This window comes from Pseudomonas sp. FW305-25 (assembly GCF_017351415.1).
Lineage (GTDB): Bacteria > Pseudomonadota > Gammaproteobacteria > Pseudomonadales > Pseudomonadaceae > Aquipseudomonas > Aquipseudomonas chlororaphis.
The window spans coordinates 69,636-89,121 of the sequence record NZ_JACNDE010000025.1 but is presented as its reverse complement, the minus strand read 5'-3'; the positions used below and the strand labels follow the sequence as shown (position 1 = coordinate 89,121).

Annotated in this window: 20 protein-coding genes; 10 read left to right on the top strand and 10 right to left on the bottom strand. The window is 64.8% G+C overall.

The window, feature by feature from the left end; translation table 11 throughout:
• Window positions 1-15 precede the first annotated feature (15 nt).
• The 5 genes from J4E58_RS21795 to J4E58_RS21775 all read right to left on the bottom strand — a co-directional run bounded on the left by J4E58_RS21795 (window position 16) and on the right by J4E58_RS21775 (window position 3,707).
• Entirely contained in the window at window positions 16-507 is a 492-nt protein-coding gene (locus J4E58_RS21795) for a GNAT family N-acetyltransferase (protein ID WP_009043737.1), read from the bottom strand.
• A 94-nt stretch (window positions 508-601) separates the two neighbouring features.
• A complete protein-coding gene (locus J4E58_RS21790; protein ID WP_087091067.1) occupies window positions 602-1,207 on the bottom strand; it encodes a DinB family protein in 606 nt (201 codons plus the stop codon).
• 32 nt (window positions 1,208-1,239) lie between these two features.
• A complete protein-coding gene (zapE, locus tag J4E58_RS21785; protein ID WP_087091068.1) occupies window positions 1,240-2,352 on the bottom strand; it encodes a cell division protein ZapE in 1,113 nt (370 codons plus the stop codon).
• A 242-nt stretch (window positions 2,353-2,594) separates the two neighbouring features.
• Window positions 2,595-2,936, bottom strand: a complete 342-nt coding sequence (locus J4E58_RS21780) for a nuclear transport factor 2 family protein (RefSeq protein ID WP_007920497.1) — start codon at window positions 2,934-2,936, stop codon at window positions 2,595-2,597.
• Window positions 2,937-2,990: 54 nt separating this feature from the next.
• Window positions 2,991-3,707, bottom strand: a complete 717-nt coding sequence (locus J4E58_RS21775; protein WP_062825795.1) for a YafY family protein — start codon at window positions 3,705-3,707, stop codon at window positions 2,991-2,993.
• A 291-nt stretch (window positions 3,708-3,998) separates the two neighbouring features.
• On the opposite strand from J4E58_RS21775, the gene J4E58_RS21770 reads away from it, so the two are divergent.
• Both J4E58_RS21770 and J4E58_RS21765 read left to right on the top strand, forming a co-directional pair.
• Complete coding sequence (locus tag J4E58_RS21770) at window positions 3,999-5,438, top strand: nucleobase:cation symporter-2 family protein (protein ID WP_087091069.1); 1,440 nt, start codon at window positions 3,999-4,001, stop codon at window positions 5,436-5,438.
• A gap of 280 nt (window positions 5,439-5,718) precedes the next feature.
• Entirely contained in the window at window positions 5,719-6,192 is a 474-nt protein-coding gene (locus J4E58_RS21765) for an LEA type 2 family protein (RefSeq protein WP_087091070.1), read from the top strand.
• 375 nt (window positions 6,193-6,567) lie between these two features.
• Here the strand turns inward: J4E58_RS21765 and glsB are convergent, their stop codons facing one another.
• A complete protein-coding gene (glsB, locus tag J4E58_RS21760; protein ID WP_007928538.1) occupies window positions 6,568-7,476 on the bottom strand; it encodes a glutaminase B in 909 nt (302 codons plus the stop codon).
• Window positions 7,477-7,701: 225 nt separating this feature from the next.
• Here glsB and J4E58_RS21755 point away from each other — a divergent pair, with 225 nt between their 5' ends.
• Window positions 7,702-8,589: a LysR family transcriptional regulator gene (locus J4E58_RS21755; protein ID WP_087091071.1), complete on the top strand. Its 888-nt coding sequence runs from the start codon at window positions 7,702-7,704 to the stop codon at window positions 8,587-8,589.
• Window positions 8,590-8,729: 140 nt separating this feature from the next.
• The gene (locus J4E58_RS21750; RefSeq protein ID WP_087091072.1) at window positions 8,730-9,983 is read left to right on the top strand and encodes a ferric reductase-like transmembrane domain-containing protein; all 1,254 of its coding nucleotides are present in this window, start codon (window positions 8,730-8,732) and stop codon (window positions 9,981-9,983) included.
• Between the two features lie 6 nt (window positions 9,984-9,989).
• Here the strand turns inward: J4E58_RS21750 and J4E58_RS21745 are convergent, their stop codons facing one another.
• Window positions 9,990-11,513 (bottom strand): MFS transporter, encoded by a 1,524-nt coding sequence (locus J4E58_RS21745; RefSeq protein ID WP_087091073.1) that lies wholly within the window; start codon window positions 11,511-11,513, stop codon window positions 9,990-9,992.
• 113 nt (window positions 11,514-11,626) lie between these two features.
• Between J4E58_RS21745 and J4E58_RS21740 the strand changes: the two genes are divergently transcribed.
• From J4E58_RS21740 to J4E58_RS21730, 3 genes are all read left to right on the top strand, one after another.
• A complete protein-coding gene (locus J4E58_RS21740; protein WP_087091074.1) occupies window positions 11,627-12,523 on the top strand; it encodes a LysR family transcriptional regulator in 897 nt (298 codons plus the stop codon).
• A gap of 143 nt (window positions 12,524-12,666) precedes the next feature.
• A complete protein-coding gene (locus tag J4E58_RS21735) occupies window positions 12,667-13,605 on the top strand; it encodes a DUF6708 domain-containing protein (protein ID WP_087091075.1) in 939 nt (312 codons plus the stop codon).
• 136 nt (window positions 13,606-13,741) lie between these two features.
• Window positions 13,742-14,287, top strand: coding sequence for a GNAT family N-acetyltransferase (locus J4E58_RS21730; RefSeq protein WP_087091076.1), 546 nt, complete (start codon window positions 13,742-13,744; stop codon window positions 14,285-14,287).
• On the opposite strand, the gene J4E58_RS21725 is transcribed toward J4E58_RS21730, so the two are convergent.
• On the bottom strand, window positions 14,280-15,200 hold the full coding sequence (locus J4E58_RS21725; RefSeq protein WP_087091077.1) for a carbon-nitrogen hydrolase family protein: 921 nt from the start codon (window positions 15,198-15,200) through the stop codon (window positions 14,280-14,282). The two genes, J4E58_RS21730 and J4E58_RS21725, sit on opposite strands and share 8 nt — an antisense overlap.
• Before the next feature lie 85 nt (window positions 15,201-15,285).
• Here J4E58_RS21725 and J4E58_RS21720 point away from each other — a divergent pair, with 85 nt between their 5' ends.
• Window positions 15,286-16,221: a LysR family transcriptional regulator gene (locus J4E58_RS21720; protein ID WP_087091078.1), complete on the top strand. Its 936-nt coding sequence runs from the start codon at window positions 15,286-15,288 to the stop codon at window positions 16,219-16,221.
• Here the strand turns inward: J4E58_RS21720 and J4E58_RS21715 are convergent.
• Window positions 16,193-16,447 (bottom strand): hypothetical protein, encoded by a 255-nt coding sequence (locus J4E58_RS21715; protein WP_007928582.1) that lies wholly within the window; start codon window positions 16,445-16,447, stop codon window positions 16,193-16,195. The two genes, J4E58_RS21720 and J4E58_RS21715, sit on opposite strands and share 29 nt — an antisense overlap.
• 155 nt (window positions 16,448-16,602) lie before the next feature.
• Between J4E58_RS21715 and J4E58_RS21710 the strand changes: the two genes are divergently transcribed.
• Window positions 16,603-16,923: a YqjD family protein gene (locus J4E58_RS21710; RefSeq protein ID WP_087091079.1), complete on the top strand. Its 321-nt coding sequence runs from the start codon at window positions 16,603-16,605 to the stop codon at window positions 16,921-16,923.
• 95 nt (window positions 16,924-17,018) lie between these two features.
• Here the strand turns inward: J4E58_RS21710 and J4E58_RS21705 are convergent, their stop codons facing one another.
• Entirely contained in the window at window positions 17,019-18,056 is a 1,038-nt protein-coding gene (locus J4E58_RS21705) for an Ldh family oxidoreductase (RefSeq protein WP_087091080.1), read from the bottom strand.
• 391 nt (window positions 18,057-18,447) lie between these two features.
• Here J4E58_RS21705 and J4E58_RS21700 point away from each other — a divergent pair, with 391 nt between their 5' ends.
• Window positions 18,448-19,449 (top strand): FecR family protein, encoded by a 1,002-nt coding sequence (locus J4E58_RS21700; RefSeq protein ID WP_087091082.1) that lies wholly within the window; start codon window positions 18,448-18,450, stop codon window positions 19,447-19,449.
• Window positions 19,450-19,486 lie beyond the last annotated feature (37 nt).

Genomic DNA, 19,486 nt, shown 5'->3' with positions numbered 1-19,486 from the left:
GCGGGCTCCAGGGCCTTACAGGGTTTTGTTCCAGAACAGCATCCGGCCATGGCTCGGGTCGAGCCTGGCGTCGTCGAAGCCGAACTTGCGGTAGGACGCCTGGGCCACCGCGTTGCCCTCCAGCACTTCCAGGGTGATCTTGCAGCAGCCGCGCTGGCGGGCGATCTCCTCGACCTTGTGCAGCATCTTCTGGCTCAGGCCCAGGCCGCGGAATTTATCGATCACCGACACATCGTGCACATTGACCAGCGGCCGGCCGGCAAAGGTGGAAAAGCCCTCGAAGCAATTCACCAGGCCGGCCGGTTCGCCACCGACAAAGGCCAGCACGCTGAACGCGTGGGGCCGCTTGGCCAGTTCGCCGGGCAATTGCCGCAACAGATCGGCGTCCAACGGCTGGCCCCCGCCCATCGGGTCCTGGGCATAGTGGTTGAGCACCAGGGCGATCGCCTCGGCGTGTACCGGGTTGGTGTAGCTGGCCTGGAGTACCAATACGTCTGCAACGTCCATGTCCGTCCTCAACAGTTATTGATCCGGGCGGGTCCCCGGGAGAGCGATTGTAAACATCGGCACATGACCAAACGAGCGGCTAGCGCGTCAAGCGCTACCGTCCTTTTTCCTCGACCGCCTCCGCGCCCCAGATCTGCGCTTCGCTCCAGCCCAGCTCGGCAAAGTCCTCGGCGCGCAGGGCCGCCTCGCCCGCGCAGAAAAACTCGTCCAGCTGCGGCGGCGCCACCCGGGTGCCGCTGAGCATGGCGTGCACCTGGCCACGGTGATGCAACTGGTGCTCGAACAGATGCGAAAGCATGCGCAGCCGGGTATCGCGCTGCGGCTTTTCCCGGGCGATGGTGACGATGCGCGCCAGGTCCACATCCCGTTGCCGCTCGCAATAGGCGATCAGCCGGCGGTCCACCAGCGCCTGCTCGCGGCGCAGGTCGGCGGCCTGGTCGAAAGGTTCTTCGTCATCGAAAAACACATAGCAGTCGGCCCTTGGCGCCTCGCCGCGCAGCTCTCGCTCCAGCGCGTCGACGTAGAACCAGTCGCAGGTAAGGATGTGGTTGAGGGTGGCTTTCAGGCTGGGAAAGAAACTCACCCGCGGCGCCGCCAGCTCGCTCGGGTCCAGTATTTCCCAGGCCTTGCCCAGGCGGTGATTGGCCCAGGCGTTCTGGTAAGCCATGGTCAGCAGATGATGGGACAGGGGCTGGTTCACGGTCAGGTCTCCCTTGTAATGATCAGGCGTGCTCAGCCGAAACGCTGCAGCTGCATCTCCTTCAGACGACTGAGGGTACGGCGGAATGGAAACTCCAGGTAGCCCTCGGTGTACAACGCCTCCATCGGCACCTGCGCTTCGAGGTAGAGCGGCACCTTGCGGTCATAACACTCGTCCACCAGGGCGATGAAACGCCGCACGCTGTCATCGTGCACCGACAACTGCGGCAGCTCGCGATCGCCCGCCACCACTCGCTCGGCGCCATCCTCGGTGCCGCGGGCAATCCGCCCCGGGCGCTGTTGCGCGCTGAGCTCGGGCACTTCGCTGAGCAGGATCGCGCTGAAGCGGTCGCACAGGGCCATGAAATCCATGGCGGCAAACGGCTGCTCGCACAGGTCGGCGAAACGGCACCAGAGCACCCGCTCGCTGGCCTTGATCACCCGGACCTCGCGGTAGCCCACCGACAATACCGCGCTGGACACCGCCTGCCCCGCCGCCAGTTGTTCGAACGCTGGGCCCAGGGCGCTCGGTTGGCCGGCCGGGGTCAGCCAATAACGCTGGGTAGCCGCCCCCGGGTGCAGGCGATGGTCCTGGGCGCCGTCCACCGCCACCACCTGCATATGCGCCTCGATCGCGGCAATCGCCGGCAGGAAGCGTTCGCGGTTGAAGCCGTCGGCATACAGCTGTTGCGGCGGCTGGTTGGAGGTGCAGACCATCACCACGCCCTGCTCGAACATCACCTGGAACAAGCGCCCGAGAATGATCGCGTCGCCGATGTCGTTGACGAACAGTTCGTCGAAACACAGCACCCGCACCTCTTCGCTCAGCTCGCGGGCCAGGGCCTGCAACGGGTCGGCGGTGCCGGTCAGCTGGAACGAGCGCTGATGGACCCAGCCCATGAAATGGTGGAAGTGCTGACGCCGCGCCGGCACCTCAAGGCTCTGATAGAACTGGTCCATCAGCCAGGTCTTGCCCCGCCCCACGGGGCCCCACAGATAGACCCCGGTGATCGAGCGTCGCCCTTCATGCAGGGCGACATGACACTGCTGCAAGGCCAGCATCGCCCGTTCCTGGGCCTCGTCGGCGACGAAACCGCGCTCCTGAAGGGCGTACTGATAGGCGCTGAGGGGGGAATCGAAAGGCATGGGGGCCACGCATCCGCAAATGGGCCCGCAGTATGCCATGCCTCACCTGGCGACCGCTGCGGCTACAGGGAACACGGCGCCTGTGTAGCCGCTGCCGAGCAGCGCGAGGCTGCGATCGGCAACGCAGTTGCCGTAATCCGGGCCGCGCGGTCTACCTGATACACCGCGTGCCCAGGTTTTACGACAACTGCGTTGCCTATCGCAGGCTTCGCCAGCGGCTACAGCGAGCGCGGGCGCGACGGCTACAGCGAGATATCCAGCCGGGCGATCTTGCCCTGCTCGTCGAGCCGGAACACGTAGCGCAATTCCAGCGGGCTGCCGGGAAAGCTGCCGGAGATCAGGTTATCCACCAGCACCTTGCCAGTGCGTTGCTGGACCTTGAGCACCTCGAGCCGGGGCTGGTAACGGCGGGCGCGGTCTTCCATCCATTGGGCGATGGCCCGGGTGCCGGCCTGGTGCTGGCCCTCATCGAACACCTGGGCGTCTTCGGCGAAGAAACTGGCGACCGCCGAACTGTCACGACCATTGGTGGCCGCGAGGTAGGCGGCGATGGCCGGTGCGAGAGAAATGGCTGTGCTGGACATGGTGCTGCGGCTCCTTGTTTGTCATTGCTGGAGCCATGCTAAAACGCCGTCGCGTCAGTTCTTGTCAGGAGTGAAACGTCCGGCATCATCCAGTTGCATGCGCTGGCGCCAGGTGCGCAACAGGTCGCTGCGCCGTCCTGGATAACGCTGGCCCTGCTCGCTCGCGGCGGCGATGCGGTCGGTGCGAAAGGTGCGGAAATCGTCGCGCAGCTCACACCAGGCGACGATCACCCGCGCCTCGTTCATGAAGCCCAGGGCCAGCGGCCAGATCAGGCGCTGGCTCGGCGTCTTGTTCACGTCGGCGTAATCGATGTGCAGCTTGGCCTGCTCGCGGATCGCCTGGCGAAACACATTCAGCGGCACCACGTTTTCCGGGTAGCGATACGCTGGCGGGCCGGGCAGCACGGTTGGGTTGTGCAAGGCTTCCTGGGCCGCCGGCGCCAGCACCGCGGCGATCTTTGCCAGGGCATCGGCGGCGGCCTTGCCGAGGACTTCGTCGCCACGCTGGTCGACATAGCGCAGGCCAAGGACGATGGCTTCGGTCTCGTCGGCGTTGAGCATCAGCGGCGGCAGGAACAGGCCGCTGCGCAGCACATAGCCGATCCCGGCCTCGCCATGGATCGGCGCCCCCAGGGCCGTCAGCTCGGCGATGTCGCGGTACAGGGTGCGCTCGGACACCGCAAGCTCCGCCGCCAGCGCCGCGGCGGTCACCGGGCAGCGCTTGCCGCGCAGCACTTGCAACAGGGTCAACAAACGCGTGGTACGCGACACGGCATCAGGCTCGGCAGGGAAAGATCGGCGCAGCTTAGCAGAGCCCCCTGTCAGGATCTGTCAGTAGCGAGCCCCGTAGCCGCTGCCGCAGGCTGCGGCTACAGGGACCGGCGATGTCTAGGTGATTGTGAGGCTGGCCCTTCTGGCCCGGGCACCTTTCTGGCATCCTGCGCCTCCATTTTTCTGACCGGGTCCGCAGATTTTGCCTTACGTCCTCCGACAGCCCGCGTCGCGCCCCTTTTCTCCACGTGTTCCATGCCCTATCGACACGTCATTGGCAGGCTTTTTCCCATGACCGCACCTGATCGCTCCACGCCGCGCTACAAGTCCGACCTGATCTATGGCCTGGAGGACCGCCCGCATTTCAGCGCGGCGATCTTCGCCGCGCTGCAGCATGTGCTGGCGAGTTTTGTCGGCATTATCTCCCCGACCCTGATCTTCGGCGGCGTGCTGGGCCTGCAGAACGAAACGCCCTACCTGATCAGCATGGCGCTGTTCGTCTCGGGCCTGGGTACCTTCGTCCAGGCCCGGCGCCTGGGGCCGATCGGCTCCGGGCTGCTGTGCGTGCAGGGCACCAGCTTTTCCTTTATCAGCGTGCTGCTCAGCGCCGGCCTGATGGTCAAGGGCCGTGGCGGCAGCCACGAGGAAATCCTCTCGACCATCTTCGGCATCTGCTTCTGCGCGGCCTTTATCGAGATGTTCCTCAGCCAGTTCATCGGCAAGCTGCGCAAGCTGATCACCCCGGTGGTGACCGGCACCATCATCACCCTGATGGGCTTGTCGCTGATCAAGGTGGCGGTCACCGACATGGCCGGCGGCTTCGGCGCACCGGACCTGGGTGCCGCCAGCAACCTGGGCCTGGCCGCCCTGGTGCTGCTGACCATTGTCGTGCTCAACCGCTTCAGTCACCCAATGCTGCGCCTGGGCTCGATCGTCATCGGCCTGACCCTGGGCTTCGTAGTCGCCTGGCTGCTGGGCCGGGTCGACATGGCGGCGATGCCGGACGTGCCGATGGTCAGCGTGCCGGTGCCGTTCAAGTACGGTTTCTCCTTCGACCTGATCGCCTTCATTCCGCTGGCGGTGATCTTCCTGATCTCGCCCCTGGAAGCGGCCGGCGACCTGACCGCCAACTCGATGATTTCCCAGCAGCCGGTCAAGGGCCCGCTGTACATCAAGCGTATCAAGTCCGGGCTGCTGGCCGACGGTTTCAACTCGATGGTGGCGGCGGTGTTCAACAGCCTGCCGATGGTCACCTTCGCCCAGAACAACGGAGTGATTCAGCTGACCGGCGTGGCCAGCCGCTACGTGGCGTACTTCATCGCCGGCCTGCTGGTGCTGCTGGGGTTGTTCCCGGTGATCGGCGCGGTGCTGCAACTGATGCCCAAGCCGGTGCTGGGCGGCGCGACCCTGATCATGTTCGGCACCGTGGCCGTGGCCGGGATCAAGATCCTCGCCGAAGCCGGGCTGCATCGACGCAACGTGCTGATCGTGGCGATCTCCCTGGGCATGGGCCTGGGCGTGGCGGCGGTGCCGGAAGTCCTGCGCGAACTGCCCAAGGCGCTGCACAACATCTTCGAATCGCCGATCACCGTGGGCGCGATGTGCGCGATCCTGCTGAACATCTTCCTGCCGGAAGAATTCATCGAGCTGGAAGAAGACGAGTTCGACCCGGAAGCGGCCACCCTCAAAGTCATGCAGGACCCGGATGTGAGCGCCAAGGCCAACGCCTGACCCCCGAGCATCTGTAGGAGCAGCCGGTCGACGCTCGATTGCTCGCGATGGCGTTATTGGCCGCACCGCCAAACTGGCATCTGTAGGAGCGAAGCTTGCTCGCGATGCGGTGGCGACACCACCAGACGGCAGGCCTCAAGCTCACTACCAGGCTTGCCGGCCCAATCGCCGGCAAGCCTGGCTCCTACAGAAACCGGGCGTTCTTGACATCGTGGTTTGTGGTGCAGACCTGTCCGCGCTAGATTCATCAGTGCCTCCCTTCCCGCAGAGACGCCCCCTGATGCGCAGATTCCTCGGCCTCACCCTTTCCTTCCTGTTGCTCAGCTTGAGCGCCTGCGCCCTGTTTCCCCAGCGCGATCAGTTGCACATCAATGTGGTCGGTATCGAACCCCTGCCCAGCCAGGACCTGGAAATGCGCTTCGCGGTCAAGCTGCGCCTGCAAAACCCCAACGAAACCGCGATCAACTACAACGGCGTGGCCCTGGACCTGGAGGTCAACGGCCGGCCGCTGGCCTCCGGGGTCAGCGACCAGAGCGGCAGCATCGGGCGTTTCTCCGAGGGGGTGCTGGTGGTGCCGGTCAGCGTCTCGGCCTTCGCCGTGCTGCGCCAGACCCTGGGCCTGAGCCAGACGCAAAGCCTCGACGACCTGCCCTACGTGCTGCGCGGCAAGCTCGCCGGCGGCCCGTTCGGCACGATGCGTTTCGTCGACAAAGGCCAGCTGAGCCTGCCCAAGACCGCCAATTTCACCTGGTAAGCGGACGCGCTGCGCTCGCAAATACGCTTATCCAGACAGACCGCGGACTCAGGCTTTGCGGTTGCTACGTCGGAATGCCGCCCAAACCGAGCGCAGCCTCGCAAACTCGGCAGCGGCTACACAGACACCGCGTTCCTGTAGCCGCTGGCGCAGCCTGCGATCGGCGGCGCAGCCGTCGCCAAGCCTGCCAACGTGTTTATCCAGACAGACCGCGGACTCAGGCTTTGCAGTCGCTACGTCGCAATGCCGCCCAAACCGAGCGCAGCCTCGCAAACTCGGCAGCGGCTACACAGACTCCGCGTTCCCTGTAGCCGCTGGCGCAGCCTGCGATCGGGTGCGCAGCACCCGCAACCGGCCGCCCTTGTCCCGCCCCCCCTAGAACACCGACCAACCGATGCGCTGGCTCAGCAATTCCAGCGCCGCCATGCCCACCAGGGAGTTACCCGCCGCGTTCAATTCCGGCGACCACACGCACACCGTGAACTGCCCCGGCACCACCGCGACGATGCCGCCGCCCACGCCGCTCTTGCCCGGCAGGCCAACGCGGTAGGCGAAATTGCCGGCTTCGTCGTACAGGCCGCTGGTGGCCATGATCGAGTTGACCTGCTGGGTCTGGCGCGCCGTGAGGATCTGCTCGCCGCTGTGCTTGCAGAAGCCGTCGTTGGCCAGGAAGCAGAAGGCCCGCGCCAGGTCGACGCAACTCATGCGCAGCGCGCAGTGGCTGAAGTAGCTGCGCAGCACCGCCTCGACGTCGTTGTGGAAGTTGCCGAAGGACTGCATCAGGTAGGCCATCGCCGCATTGCGCGCGCGGTGCTGGTATTCCGAATCGGCGACGCGGCCGTCCACCAGCACCTGCATATTGCCGGACAGGCGCCGCACGAAATCGCGCATGGACAGCGCCGGCGCGGCGAAGCGCGACTGGTTGATATCGCAGATCACCAGCGCCCCGGCGTTGATGAACGGGTTGCGCGGACGGCCACGCTCGAACTCCAGCTGCACCAGGGAGTTGAAAGGCTGCCCGGAAGGCTCATGCCCCAGGCGCTGCCAGATCGCCTCGCCGGAATGCCCGATGGCCTGTACCAGGCTGAACACCTTGGAAATGCTTTGCACCGAGAACGGCGTATCGGCGTCGCCGGCGCTGAACACCTGGCCATCGTTGCCATACACGGCGATCCCCAGCTGGTTGGCCGGCACGTCGGCCAGCGCCGGAATGTAGCTGGCCACTTTGCCCTGGCCAATCAGGGGACGGACCTCGTCGAGGATCTCGTTCAACAACGCTTGCATGTTCAGACTCGCCCGTTCCGCCTCGCACCGCCGCGAAGCTATCGCTGCTAGACGCATCCCGCCGCGTCGAGAACACAGTTGTCGTGGCCATCCCTGGCACGGCCCCTCGCACCGCCCCCGCGCGGAAGAAAAAACCGTCGATGAAAATCGCCCGCGGACCGCGCATTTTTGATCGGGCAGAGCCGCAGCTGATAGGCTTTCCACTACATTCGACAGGGAGCGCTCATGGATCTCAACGCCGCCAGGATGTTTGTCAGCGTGGTCCAATGCGGCAGCATTTCGTCCGCCGCCAACCTGCTGCAACTACCGCTGGCCACCATCCGCCGGGGCATTCGTGAACTGGAACGCAGCCTCAACGTGCAACTGCTGGAACGCTCCACCCGCGGCACCCGGCTGACCGCCGCCGGCAGCCAGCTCTATGAACACGCCAGTCGCGGTATCGAAGCCCTGGCCGAGGGCGAACAGGCTGTCAGAAATGATCGAATGCACTTGCAGGGCCGCCTGAGTGTGTCGGTGCCTGCGGCATTCGAGAGCTGGTGGAAGCTGCTGGCCGAGTTCCAGCGGCGCCATCCCGAGGTCCAGGTCGCGGTCTATACCAGCGAGCGGGAAAGCGACCTGGCGCAGGACGGGGTCGACGTCGCCTTGCGCGCCGGGCCGTTGTTCGACGAGGAGCGCCCAGCACGCCTACTCGGCAGTTACCGGCATATGCTGGTCGCCAGCCCGCTGCTGCTGGAGCGCCTCGGCACCCCGCAAACCCCCGCCGACCTTCGCGGATTTCCCTGTGCCGTCTGGTCGCGCCAGGCCGATGCCCGGGAACAGTGGCAGCTGGGCGACCAGCCCTACAGCCCCGATCCGCTGTTCGCCGCCAACGATTACCTGCACCTGCGCCAGCTGGCGCTGACCGCCAAGGTGGTCACCGAGCTGCCGGCCTTTCTCGCCGCCGAAGCCGTGCGCGACGGTCGTCTGCAAGCCCTGCTGCCGCGCCTGCCGATGCCGGAACAACAGCTGCACCTGCTGTATCCGAACCAGCGCCCGCCCTCGAACATCGTCCGCGCCTACCTGGATTTCGCCCAGGCCTGGCTGGTGGAAAACCCCTTGCCACACCCGCACTGAGCAGGCGCTGATGCAGATCAGCTCAGGACTGCCGCTTCGCCAGTAAAATACGCCCTCACCCGGCTGCGCCCTGACCCGCGCGCAGCCCGCGACCCATCCTATGCGCCGACACTGGCGCCATCTTTCTGGAGGTGTCCCCCTTGAAAACCTGGTACTCGGTGGTCGGCGTCCTGCTGATCACCACCCTCACCGTGCTGCTGGAAATCCCCAGCGATACCTGGCTGACCTCCGCCACCCTGAGCCTGGTCCTCGGCGCCACGGCGCTGGCCTACATGGCCCTGTCCTGCCTGCTGGCCAGCCGCTGGCGCTGGGTCGAGCGGCTGTTCGGCGGCCTCGACCGGGTCTATGAAAGCCACAAGTGGCTGGGCATCTGGGCGCTGGTCTTCGCCAGCTATCACCTGGTGTTCAAGGCCAACCTGGATCTCTGGCAAAGCGTGCCGATCATCGAGCTGTCCAAGTACTGGACGCGCATGGTGCGCCAACTGAGCTACGTCGCCCTCGGCCTGATCGTGCTGCTGGCGCTGAACCGCAACATTCCCTACGGCCAGTGGCGCTGGTGGCACAAACTGTCCGGGCCGCTGTTCGCGATCGTCATCCTGCACTGGCTGAGCTTCAAGTCGCCGATTGCCCTGGATAACCCCTCGGGTATCTGGCTCACCGCGCTCTGCGGCCTGGGCCTGCTCGGTGCCCTGTACAAGCTGCTGCTCTATCCGTTGCTGGCCAAGGCCGGCGAATACCGGGTCAGCGCGGTGACCCTGGAGAAAAACTCCCTGCACCTGGAACTGACCCCGCTTCACCGCGGTTTCGCCTTCAAGGCCGGGCAGTTCGCCTTTCTCGCCATGCGTGAAAAAGGCCTGCGCGAACCGCACCCCTTCACCATAGCCAGCGCCCACGCCAGCGACGGGCGCATCGAGTTCGTGATCCGTGCCCTGGGCGACTACACCCAGAAGCTGCGCCAGCAGGTCAAGGTCGGCATGCTCGCCGACCTCTACGCGCCCTATGGCCGCTTCAAGCGCCGGCTCGATGCCGGCCGGGAGATCTGGATCGGCGGTGGCGTGGGCATCTCACCCTTTATCTCGTGGCTGCAGGATGCCGCCGCCGGGCGCTTCGACCGGGCGACCCTGGTGTACTGCTGCAACCCGTCACGGGCCTTCCCCAGCCTCGAAACCTTGCAGGGCCTGGCCGAGAAACGCGGGGTGGCTTTCATCGGCCACACCGACGGCGCCGACCGCCTGGGCGAAACCCTGCAACGGCTGGCTAGCGAAACCGATCCGCAACAGATCCAGATCAGTTTCTGCGGGCCCAAGGGCTTGCTAGCGCGGGTCAAGGCGTTGATGCGCGAATACGCGATTCCCGAGCGCAACCTGCACTACGAGTTCTTCGAGTTTCGCTGAACACCCTCAAGCCCGGCGCGGCTCATGCAGCATCAGCCGCACCACCAGCGCCGCGACCAGGGTGATGGCGATCAGCGCATACAGCAGCCAGGTGAAAGCCTTGGCATAGAGCCCGAGCAGCAGCTCCCGGCCCAGCTCGGGCAACAAGGCCGCGCTGGCCTGCAGGTTGCCGCTGGCCAACTGTTGGGCGGCCAGCGGCAGTTGCGAATGCTCCGGCAGCGCCGCGGCCATGGACAGTTGCAGCAAGCCGGCCAGCAGGGCCACCACCAGGGCCAGGGCAATGCCCTCGCCCGCCACCCGGGTGGTGCTGAAGATGCCGGTGGCCATCCCCGCCCGTTCCTTGGGCACCACACTGACCGACAGCCCGTCCATCAAGCCCCAGGGCAAACCGGCACCGAAGCCGATCAACAGCATGGGCAAGACATTGGCCGCCGGTGCCTGCCCCGGGGCGACCCGGCTGAGCAGATAGAGCCCGAGCGCGGCAATCACCAGGCCGACGCTGGACAGGGTCCCGGCGCCGAACCAACGGGTCAGCCACGCGGCCAGCAACGGCACCACCACCATCGGCGCGGACAGGGCGATCATCATCAAGCCGGCATCGATCTCGCTGTAGCCTTCCACGCCGATAAAGCGGATCGGCAGTAGGATCAACAACACCACGAAGCAATAGCAGGTGGCGATCGGCAGCAGCTGCACGCCGACAAAGCGCGGGTAACGAAACAGCGACAGGTCGAGCATCGGCCGCTTGACCCGCAGCTCCACCACGATAAACAGCAGCAACGCCAGCAGCGCCACCAGCAGCAGACCCCAGACCAGCGGGCTGCCCCAGCCGCTTTGCGGCGCCTGCAAAATGCCCCAGGTCAGCGCCACCAGTGCCGCGGTGAAACTCAAGGTGCCGGGCCAGTCGACCCCCGCCGCGTCCGGGTCGCGGGACTCAGGCATGCGCGGCACGCCGAACAGCAGCGACAGACCGCCGATCAAGGTCCCGGAGACGAAGATCGAACGCCAGCCGTAGGCTTCGATCAACACCCCGGCGAGGATCGGCCCGAATGCCAGGCCGACGCCGAAGGTGGTGCCCAGCAGGCTGAAGGCACGGGTCCGCGCCGGGCCCTCGAACGTCTGGGCCAAAGCAGCCGAGCCGCCCGCCAGCGCCGCCGCACCGGCCAACCCCTGCACCGCCCGCAACAGGTCGAGCCAGAGCACCGAAGGCGCGAAGGCCAGGGCCAGCGACGTCAGGGCGAACAGGCCGACACCGAGGCTGAACACGCGCTTGCGTCCGTACTCGTCGGCCAGGGTGCCGGCGGCCATCAGTGCGCTGCCGAAACTCAGCATGAAGGCATTGGTGATCCAGCTCAGGGCCAGGGGGCCGCCGCCCAGCTCGCGGCCGATGGCCGGGGTCGCCACGGCCACGCCGACGAAGGTCAGCGGCAGGATCAACGCCGCCAGGCACACCGCGGCCAGCACGGCGTAGGAAGAACCGCCGGCGACAGTGTGATTTAAGGCAGCAGGCACATCGGTTGGCGAACTCATCGGCACCTCAGGGGGAACGTTAGGGTGCGATCAATGGTAGATTCGCCGCAATCACCCACAAACAGGGCTAAAGTCCGTTCTTTACGGACATTAACGCTCTAATCGAGATCCCCATGGACAACCTCAGTGGCATGCTGGCCTTTGTGCGCACGGTGCAGGCCGGCAGTTTTGTCGGCGCGGCGGAGCGCCTGGGCATCTCCGCTTCGGCGGTGGGTAAAAGCCTGGCACGCCTGGAAGAGCGGCTCGGCGTGCGCCTGCTCAATCGCAGCACCCGGCGCATCAGCCTGACCGACGAAGGCACGCTGTTCTTCGAGCGCTGCCAGCGCATCGTCGGCGAGGTGGAAGACGCCGAAGCCGAGCTGGCGCGTATCAGCGACAAGCCCCGCGGCAAGCTGCGGGTCAGCCTGCCCGCCATCGGCTATCGCATGCTGCTGCCGATCCTGCCGGAGTTCGCCGAACGCTACCCGGAGATCGAACTGGACCTGGACTTCAACGACCGGCTGATCGACGTGATCGCCGAAGGCGTCGATGCGGTGATCCGCAGCGGCGAGCTGGCGGACTCCCAGCTCAAATCGCGCACCCTGGGGCCGTTCCGTTTCGTCCTGGTCAGCGCCCCCCACTACTTCGCCCGCCATGGCCTGCCCGAGTGCCCCCGGGACCTGGAGCGACATGCCTGCCTGCGCTACAAGTTTCCCGGCACTGTGCAATTGCAGGAATGGAAACTGCGCCTGCCCGCCGACGCCCCACCGCTGCTGCTGCGCAGCGCCCTGACCAGCAACAACCTGGAATCACTGATTCACGCCGCCACCCAGGGCCTGGGCATCGCCTTCGTTCCGGACTTCGTGGTGCGTAACGCCCTGGCCGACGGCTCGCTGGTGTCGGTGCTGGACGACTATCAGATCGACAGCGGCAAGTTCTCGGTGCTCTGGCCCGGCAGTCGACATCTGTTGCCGAAACTGCGAGTGTTCGTCGACTTTCTCAGCGAACGCCTGGTGCTGGGCGGACGCTGAAAAAACACGGCGGATCCACACAAGGATGGGCGCAGCAGATAGCGATCGAATATCTCTCGAAGTCAGCTACAAGCCTAACCAAGGCTGGGATGAAACCGCGGTCGCGACTGCGAGGTTCGAACTGATCGACTAAGGAAAGACACATGACCATCAGCTGGACCTGGACCCCAAAAGACAAGGCAGAAGCTGTACCGTCTATCGGCGACCAATACATCTCCATGGGAAAAAGCGTGTTGTGCCTGCGCAATCCGATGCCCGCAGACTCGGCGTTCATGGCCAAGCTGTTTTCCGCCACGATAGTCGTCACGTTGCTTCTGTGGTTATGGATGTTTTGCGCCGTGATCAATGAAACGCCGGCTGATGAAGTGTGGGTTCTGCTCATTCCCCTGCTCTTGCCGCTGGGAGTTTCGTTGTTTCTGTTTTACCGGATCCACCTGATCAGAAGTCAATCGAACTTCTATTTCAATCGCCACACGCAAAAAGTCTATTACCTGAAGGGCAAGACCCTGCTTGTCGGTGATTGGAACAACGTTAAAGCAGGCATCTGTGGTCGAACCGAGTTTTCCGGTCGATCGTTCAGTACCACTACTTCATTGATCCTCAATGCGTTCGGTACTGACCAAGACAGTCCGCAAGCCAGGCAAATCGCAGAATCCTGGGCGCCGACCTATAGCATCTGTGTCGACAGCAATGAACCCAGTGATCCTCGACCGATCTTCGTTGCGCAAGTCTGGGAGTACATCCGCCAATTCATGGCCCATGGCCCGGATAAGCTGCCCGTTCCTCAAGAACCCCACTGGTGGTATGTGCCTCATAACTCTATCTGCCTGCCCCCCCGTCAGGCATTTCGTCACTATGTGCCTTGGCGCACGGGAGAGCCTGGGGAAAAGCAGGGCAAGAAATGGTGGCTGATGCCTCTTTGGTTAGTGTTCTTCCCTTACAACTTCTTCGTTGCTCTTTGCTGGTGGATGACCTGTCGCCTGTTGCGCGTACGTCCGGCGGTCCCACCGCAACAAGCGCTCGAAGGAGAATCTGTCACATCAGCGCACCTGGAAATGACGGCCAAGACCAACGGTCCCTAGCCTTTTGCCGACAAAGCAGAAACATCAAAACCTTGCCAAACACTGTCAAGACCGAAGGCGACAGTAGCTGGATGCTCGACTAGACAACAGATGGATTACCCCGGAACTCATTGCCCGCAAGGAGAAAGGTTTTCATATGGCGCTGTCCTCCACCCTGTACACCGAACGCCTGATCCTGCGTCCGCTGGAGCTGGCCGATGCCGAGGCTGTCCAGCAGCAGTTTGCGCACTGGCAAGTGGTGCAATACCTCAACGCGCGGGTGCCCTGGCCCTATCCCGCCGATGGTGCCCTGAGTTACCTGCGCGACCTGGCGCTGCCGGCCATCGAGCGCGGCGAGGAATGGCACTGGTCGATTCGCCTGAAAAGCGCGCCGGAACAATTGATTGGCAATGTCAGCCTGATGAACCAGGCCGACAACAACCGCGGTTTCTGGCTGGCTCCGGCGTGGCAAGGCCAGGGCTATATGAGCGAGGCCAGCGCGGCGGTCACCGAGTACTGGTTCGAGGTGCTGGGGCGTGAGGTCATGCGGGTGCCCAAGGCCGCGCCGAACCTGGCCTCGCGGCGGATTTCCGAACGCGCCGGCATGCGCCTGATCCGCAGTGACGAAGACGACTTCGTCTGCGGGCGATTGCCCCGTGATATCTGGGAAATCACCCGCGAAGAGTGGCGTCGCCTCAGATGAAACGCACGCCGGCCTTGGCCCGCTCGTCCACCGTCAGCTCGAACACATCCGGACGCGCATAGTGGCCGACCACGTCGTAGTCATAGCGCGCCCGCACCAGCTCGTCAGTATCGATCTGCGCCGTCAGCAGGCCGGCGCCTCCCACCAGCGGCCCGGCCAGGACCTCGCCCATGGGCCCGACAATCACGCTGCCGCCAGCAATCAGCGGGCGTTCGGCCGGCCAGTTGGCGATCTCCAGCCCCAGCGCCTGGGGTGACGCCTGCACCTGACAGGCACTGACCACGAAGCAGCGGCCTTCATGGGCGATGTGGCGCATGCTGACCTGCCACATCTCGCGCTCGTCCACGGTCGGCGCGCACCAGACCTGCACGCCCTTGGCGTACATCGCGGTGCGCAGCAGCGGCATCATGTTTTCCCAGCAGATCACCGCGCCGACCCGGCCGACCTGGGTGTCGAATACCGGCAGGGTCGAACCGTCGCCCTTGCCCCAGATCAGCCGCTCGGTGCCGGTGGGCATCAGCTTGCGGTGCTTGCCCACCAGGCCGTGCTGCGGATCGAAATACAGCGCCGTGCAATACAGGGTACTGCCAGCGCGCTCGATCACCCCCAGCACCAGGTTGGCCCCGGTGCGTGCCGCCAGGCCGGCCAGGGCCTCGGTCTCCGCGCCCGGCACATCGACCGCATTGGCGAAATAACGGGCGAAGGCCTCACGGCCTTCCGGCAGGCGATAGCCGAGCTGGGTGCCGAAGCCCTCACCCTTGGGGTAGCCGCCGAGCAAGGCTTCGGGCATCACCACCAGCTGCGCGCCGGCCTCGATGATGGCGGCTTCAAAGGACAGGATCTGCTCCAGGGTATCGGTCTTGCCCCCTGGCAGGGAGCCGATCTGCAACGCGGCGACAACGGACTTGGACATCGGGGAAACTCCTGTGGCGATGAAGTGTTGCCCATTGTCCGGCCCTCGCCGATCATGCAGGAAGCCCCTCCTGATACTGAATGATATGAACCAGATGAATATCGCCCAGGTCGATCTCAACCTGCTCAAGGCCTTCGAAGCCCTGCATGACGAATCCAGCGCCAGCCGCGCTGCCTTGCGCCTGGGCGTCACCCAGTCGGCCATGAGCGCGGCGCTGCGACGCCTGCGCGAGCTGTACGGCGATCAGTTGTTCGTGCGTACCGGGCGCGGCCTGGCGCCGACCCTGCGGGCCAACCAGCTCAAGCCGGTGGTCAGCGAGGCCCTGAACAAATGCCGGCAGAGCCTGGCCATGGTCGATCCCCATGCCAGCCATTATCAGGGCCGCTCGGTGGCGATCGGGCTGTCGGACGATTTCGAGATTGCCTACGGTCGGCGCCTGATCGAAGAAGTCGCCCGGCGGGCGCCGAAGCTGCGGCTGATCTTTCGCCAGAGCCACAGCCAGATCGTCGGCGAAGCGCTGTTGCAGCGCAGCATCGACCTGGCCATCAGCGCCGGCGGTTTCGCCGAACGCATGCTCAGCCGTCAGGTATTGGGGGAAGGCAGTTATCTGTGCCTGGCGGACCCGGCGAGCCTGGGCCCGGGACAGCAGGTCATCGACCTCGACGAGTTCGTCGCCCGCGAGCATGTGCTGGTGTCGTCGCAAGGCTTTATCGGGATTACCGACGAGGGCCTGGCGGCCCTGGGGCTGAGTCGCCAGGTCTGCGCCTCTACCACGCATTTCGCCGCGCTGCCCCATCTGCTCAAGGGCAGCCAGGCGGTGGCGACCATTCCGGCCCACGCCGCGCGGAGCATCGCCGAACTGACCGGGCTGGCGCTGCTGCCCTGCCCGCTGGACCTGCCGCGCTACCCGATCGAGCTGGGCTGGCGCACTAGCGCGCAGATCGATCCGGTGGTATTGAAAGTGCGCGAGGCGATAGTCGCCAGCTTCGAGCTTACTTGTTCGCCGCCATCAGGCGATTGACTTCACTGCGCACCATGTTGGCGTATTCCGGCGGCGACATGCCGTCGAGCTCGGCACGCACCCATTCGGCCCATTTGCCCTTGCGCTTGCCGCGCTCGCCGAACAACCGTGCGGCTTCGCCTTTGGCCTTGCCCAGGTTGCTCTGCCACAGCTCGAACAGACGGGACTTTTCATCTTCGATCTCTGCACGCTCGGCGAGAGTCTTGTTGGCCAGATTGAAGCTCATGGGAATTTCCTGCTGCGTAAAATAGCCGACATCTTACACTGTGACGGCTGGGGTTTTCCCGCCGGCATGGAGCGGGTGGAGAAAATATCTGCAACTTTTCGCCGGCCCCGCAACTCCATTGTTCATCGCATCACTGACCCGCAAGGAGTAACTCAATGGCTCGTAAAACTGCTGCGCAAGCGGCTGACGAACAAATCAAGGACCAGGAATTCAGCGAGCTTCAAGCGTTGATCGAAGAATCGGAAAAGCTCCTGAAAAGCAGCGCATCGCTGGTGGGTGAGGAAGGCGAGAACCTGCGCCAACAGGTCGGGTTGAAACTCAAGCAGGCACTGGACTCGGTGTCCAGCGTGCGTGAGCGCAGCAAGCCGATGGTGGACGCTACCGAGCAATACATCGGCGGCCATCCGTGGCAGACCGTGGCCATCTCCGCCGGTGTCGGCCTGGTGGTGGGCCTGTTGCTGGGGCGTCGTTCGTAACCGGTTTTCTGTAACGACCAGCGCCACCCGCGACCGCTAAAAAAAGACCAGGCTTGCCGCATGCTTGCCTGGTCCTTGCGTGTTGAAAGCGCGTTTTAAAGCCCCGCCAGTTCCCGCAACTGCTTGAGCTCCGAGGCGTCCAGGGCAATCCCCTCGCGCAGGGACTTTTCCCGCTGGCGATGCCGGCGATCCCCCGGCAGGCGCTTGAGCCCTACGCCATGCATCTGGCGGATCAGCTCCTGGCTACGCTCGGCGAAATTCTGCCCGGCGCCCTTGCGCGGATCGATGACGATCAACAACTGGCCGGTCCAGGGCGTCTTCGCGCCCGGATGGTTGGACCAGTCGAACTCGAACGAGAAATGGCCACCGGTCAGCGCCGCCGCCAGCAGCTCGACCATCATCGACAGCGCCGACCCCTTGTGCCCGCCGAACGGCAGCAGCGCGCCGCCTTCGAGAATGGCTTTCGGATCGTCAGTGGGCTGGCCGAGGCCGTCCACGCCCATGCCTGGCGGCAGGCGTTCGCCCTTGCGCGCGGCGATCTGCACGTCGCCATGGGCAATGGCGCTGGTGGCCAGGTCGAAGACAATGGGGTCGCCCCCGGCCTGTGGCGCGGCAAAGGCGATCGGGTTAGTGCCGAACAACGGCCGGTCGGCACCGTGGGGCACCACGCAGGTCATGCTGTTGACCACGCTCAGGGCGACCAGCCCTTCCTCGGCGAACGGCTCGACGTCCGGCCACAGCGCGGCGAAGTGATGGGAATTGCGGATAGCCAGAATGGCGATTCCGGCGTTGCGCGCTTTCTCCACCAGCAACGCCCGCGCCGCCGCCAGCGCCGGTTGGGCGAAACCGTTACACGCATCGACCCGGACAAAGGCCGGGGCCACGTCTTCGACCACCGGCACGGCCTTGCCGTTGACCCAGCCGCTGTTAAGGGTCGACACGTAACCGGGAATACGGAACACGCCATGACTGTGGGCGCCGTCGCGCTCGGCAGCGGCACAGTTGTGCGCCAGGCAACGCGCCACTTCGGCGCTGGTGCCATGGCGCAAGAAGATCGTTTCCAGCAGCGTCACCAGTGCCTCGAGCGACAGGTGTTCCTGCGGTGTTTCAACAGCCGGGGGCGATACAGACATCTGGAGCTCCGGATTAATTATTGGAATGGGCTACAGCGCATGAGAAGGCACCCAGGTGAGTGCGCCCGACGATTAAACAACGCTTTGCGCGCGCCCTGTCAACCTCGGCCATGGCCTGGCACCCGGCGATGCCAGCAAGAGACAGAGCCGCCACCGACACGCCGTCAGCCGAGGATGGCGCGCCGGAGCTCGGCAAGGTGGCAGTGGCGATAACCGCGGCCAGGGTGTTTTTGATCATTTTTTCACTCCCGCTGTGGATACTGCTGACAAAAGTCCTGTGTTTCAGAGGCTTTGCTCCAAAAATAACCTCAACTTTGATATGCATTAGCCATGACGGCGGTTCTCCAAGCCTGGCTGCGAAGGGTAGAATGCGCGAAACCAGGAAGAGCCAATGAGCGAACAGCACCTCACAGAAGCCGAATACGACGCCATCACCGATGCCGCCGCGCAGTGGTGCATGCGTCTGCATGCCGCGGACTGTACGGCCGCCGAACGCCAGGCCTTCGAGCAATGGCGCGACGCCCACCCGCTGCATGCCTTCGAATACGAAGCGATGCAGGAAATCTGGGAAGTCGCCGACCATCTGCCTCGCCCTCAAGCCACCACCGTCCTGCCCTTGCCGGCGCCGCGCAACCCCTGGCGCGCCTACGGCATGGCCGCGGCGATCAGCGCCCTGGCCCTGCCCCTGGCCGCCTACAGCGGCTGGAGCCTGGGCTGGCTGCCCTCCTCCTACGAACATTTCCAGGCCGACGGCAGCATGCGCCAGGTGACCCTGGCCGACGGCAGCCAGGTCGAACTCAACCTGGGCACCGAGCTGACCTACAGCAACTACAAGGACCAGCGCCGGGTCACCCTGAAAAAAGGCGAAGCCTTCTTCAAGGTCAGCCACAACAGCGCCCATCCGTTCGTGGTCAAGGCGGCCAGCGGCCAGGTCCGGGTCACCGGTACCGAGTTCAATGTCTGGATGTACGAGGACCAGGTGCGGGTCACCCTGCTCGAAGGTTCGGTGCTGGTGAGCAGCGACAACAGCCACCCCGACGCTGGCTTGCCTCTCGATCCGGGCATGCAGGCGCGTTATCGCCAGGGCGATTACCAGCCACTGATCAGCCAGACCGCTGCCAACGACAGCTCGCTGGCCTGGCGCCAGGGCAAGCTGGTGCTGGACAACCTGGCGCTCGGCGAGGCCCTGCCGCTGATCAACCGCTACCTCAGCAAGCCGGTGATGCTGGCCGACAGCGCCACGGGCAACATTCGGGTCGGCGGCATCTACGACGTCACCGCGGTCAAGAGCCTGGTGACCACGCTGCCCAAAGTGTTGCCGGTGTACCTGACCCGCAACCAGGACGGCAACCCGGTCGTCAATTCGCTACCAGGCACCGCGCCAAAAAGCTGAAGGCCGCTACCCTCGCGGGTGCGGCCTGCGCTTGACG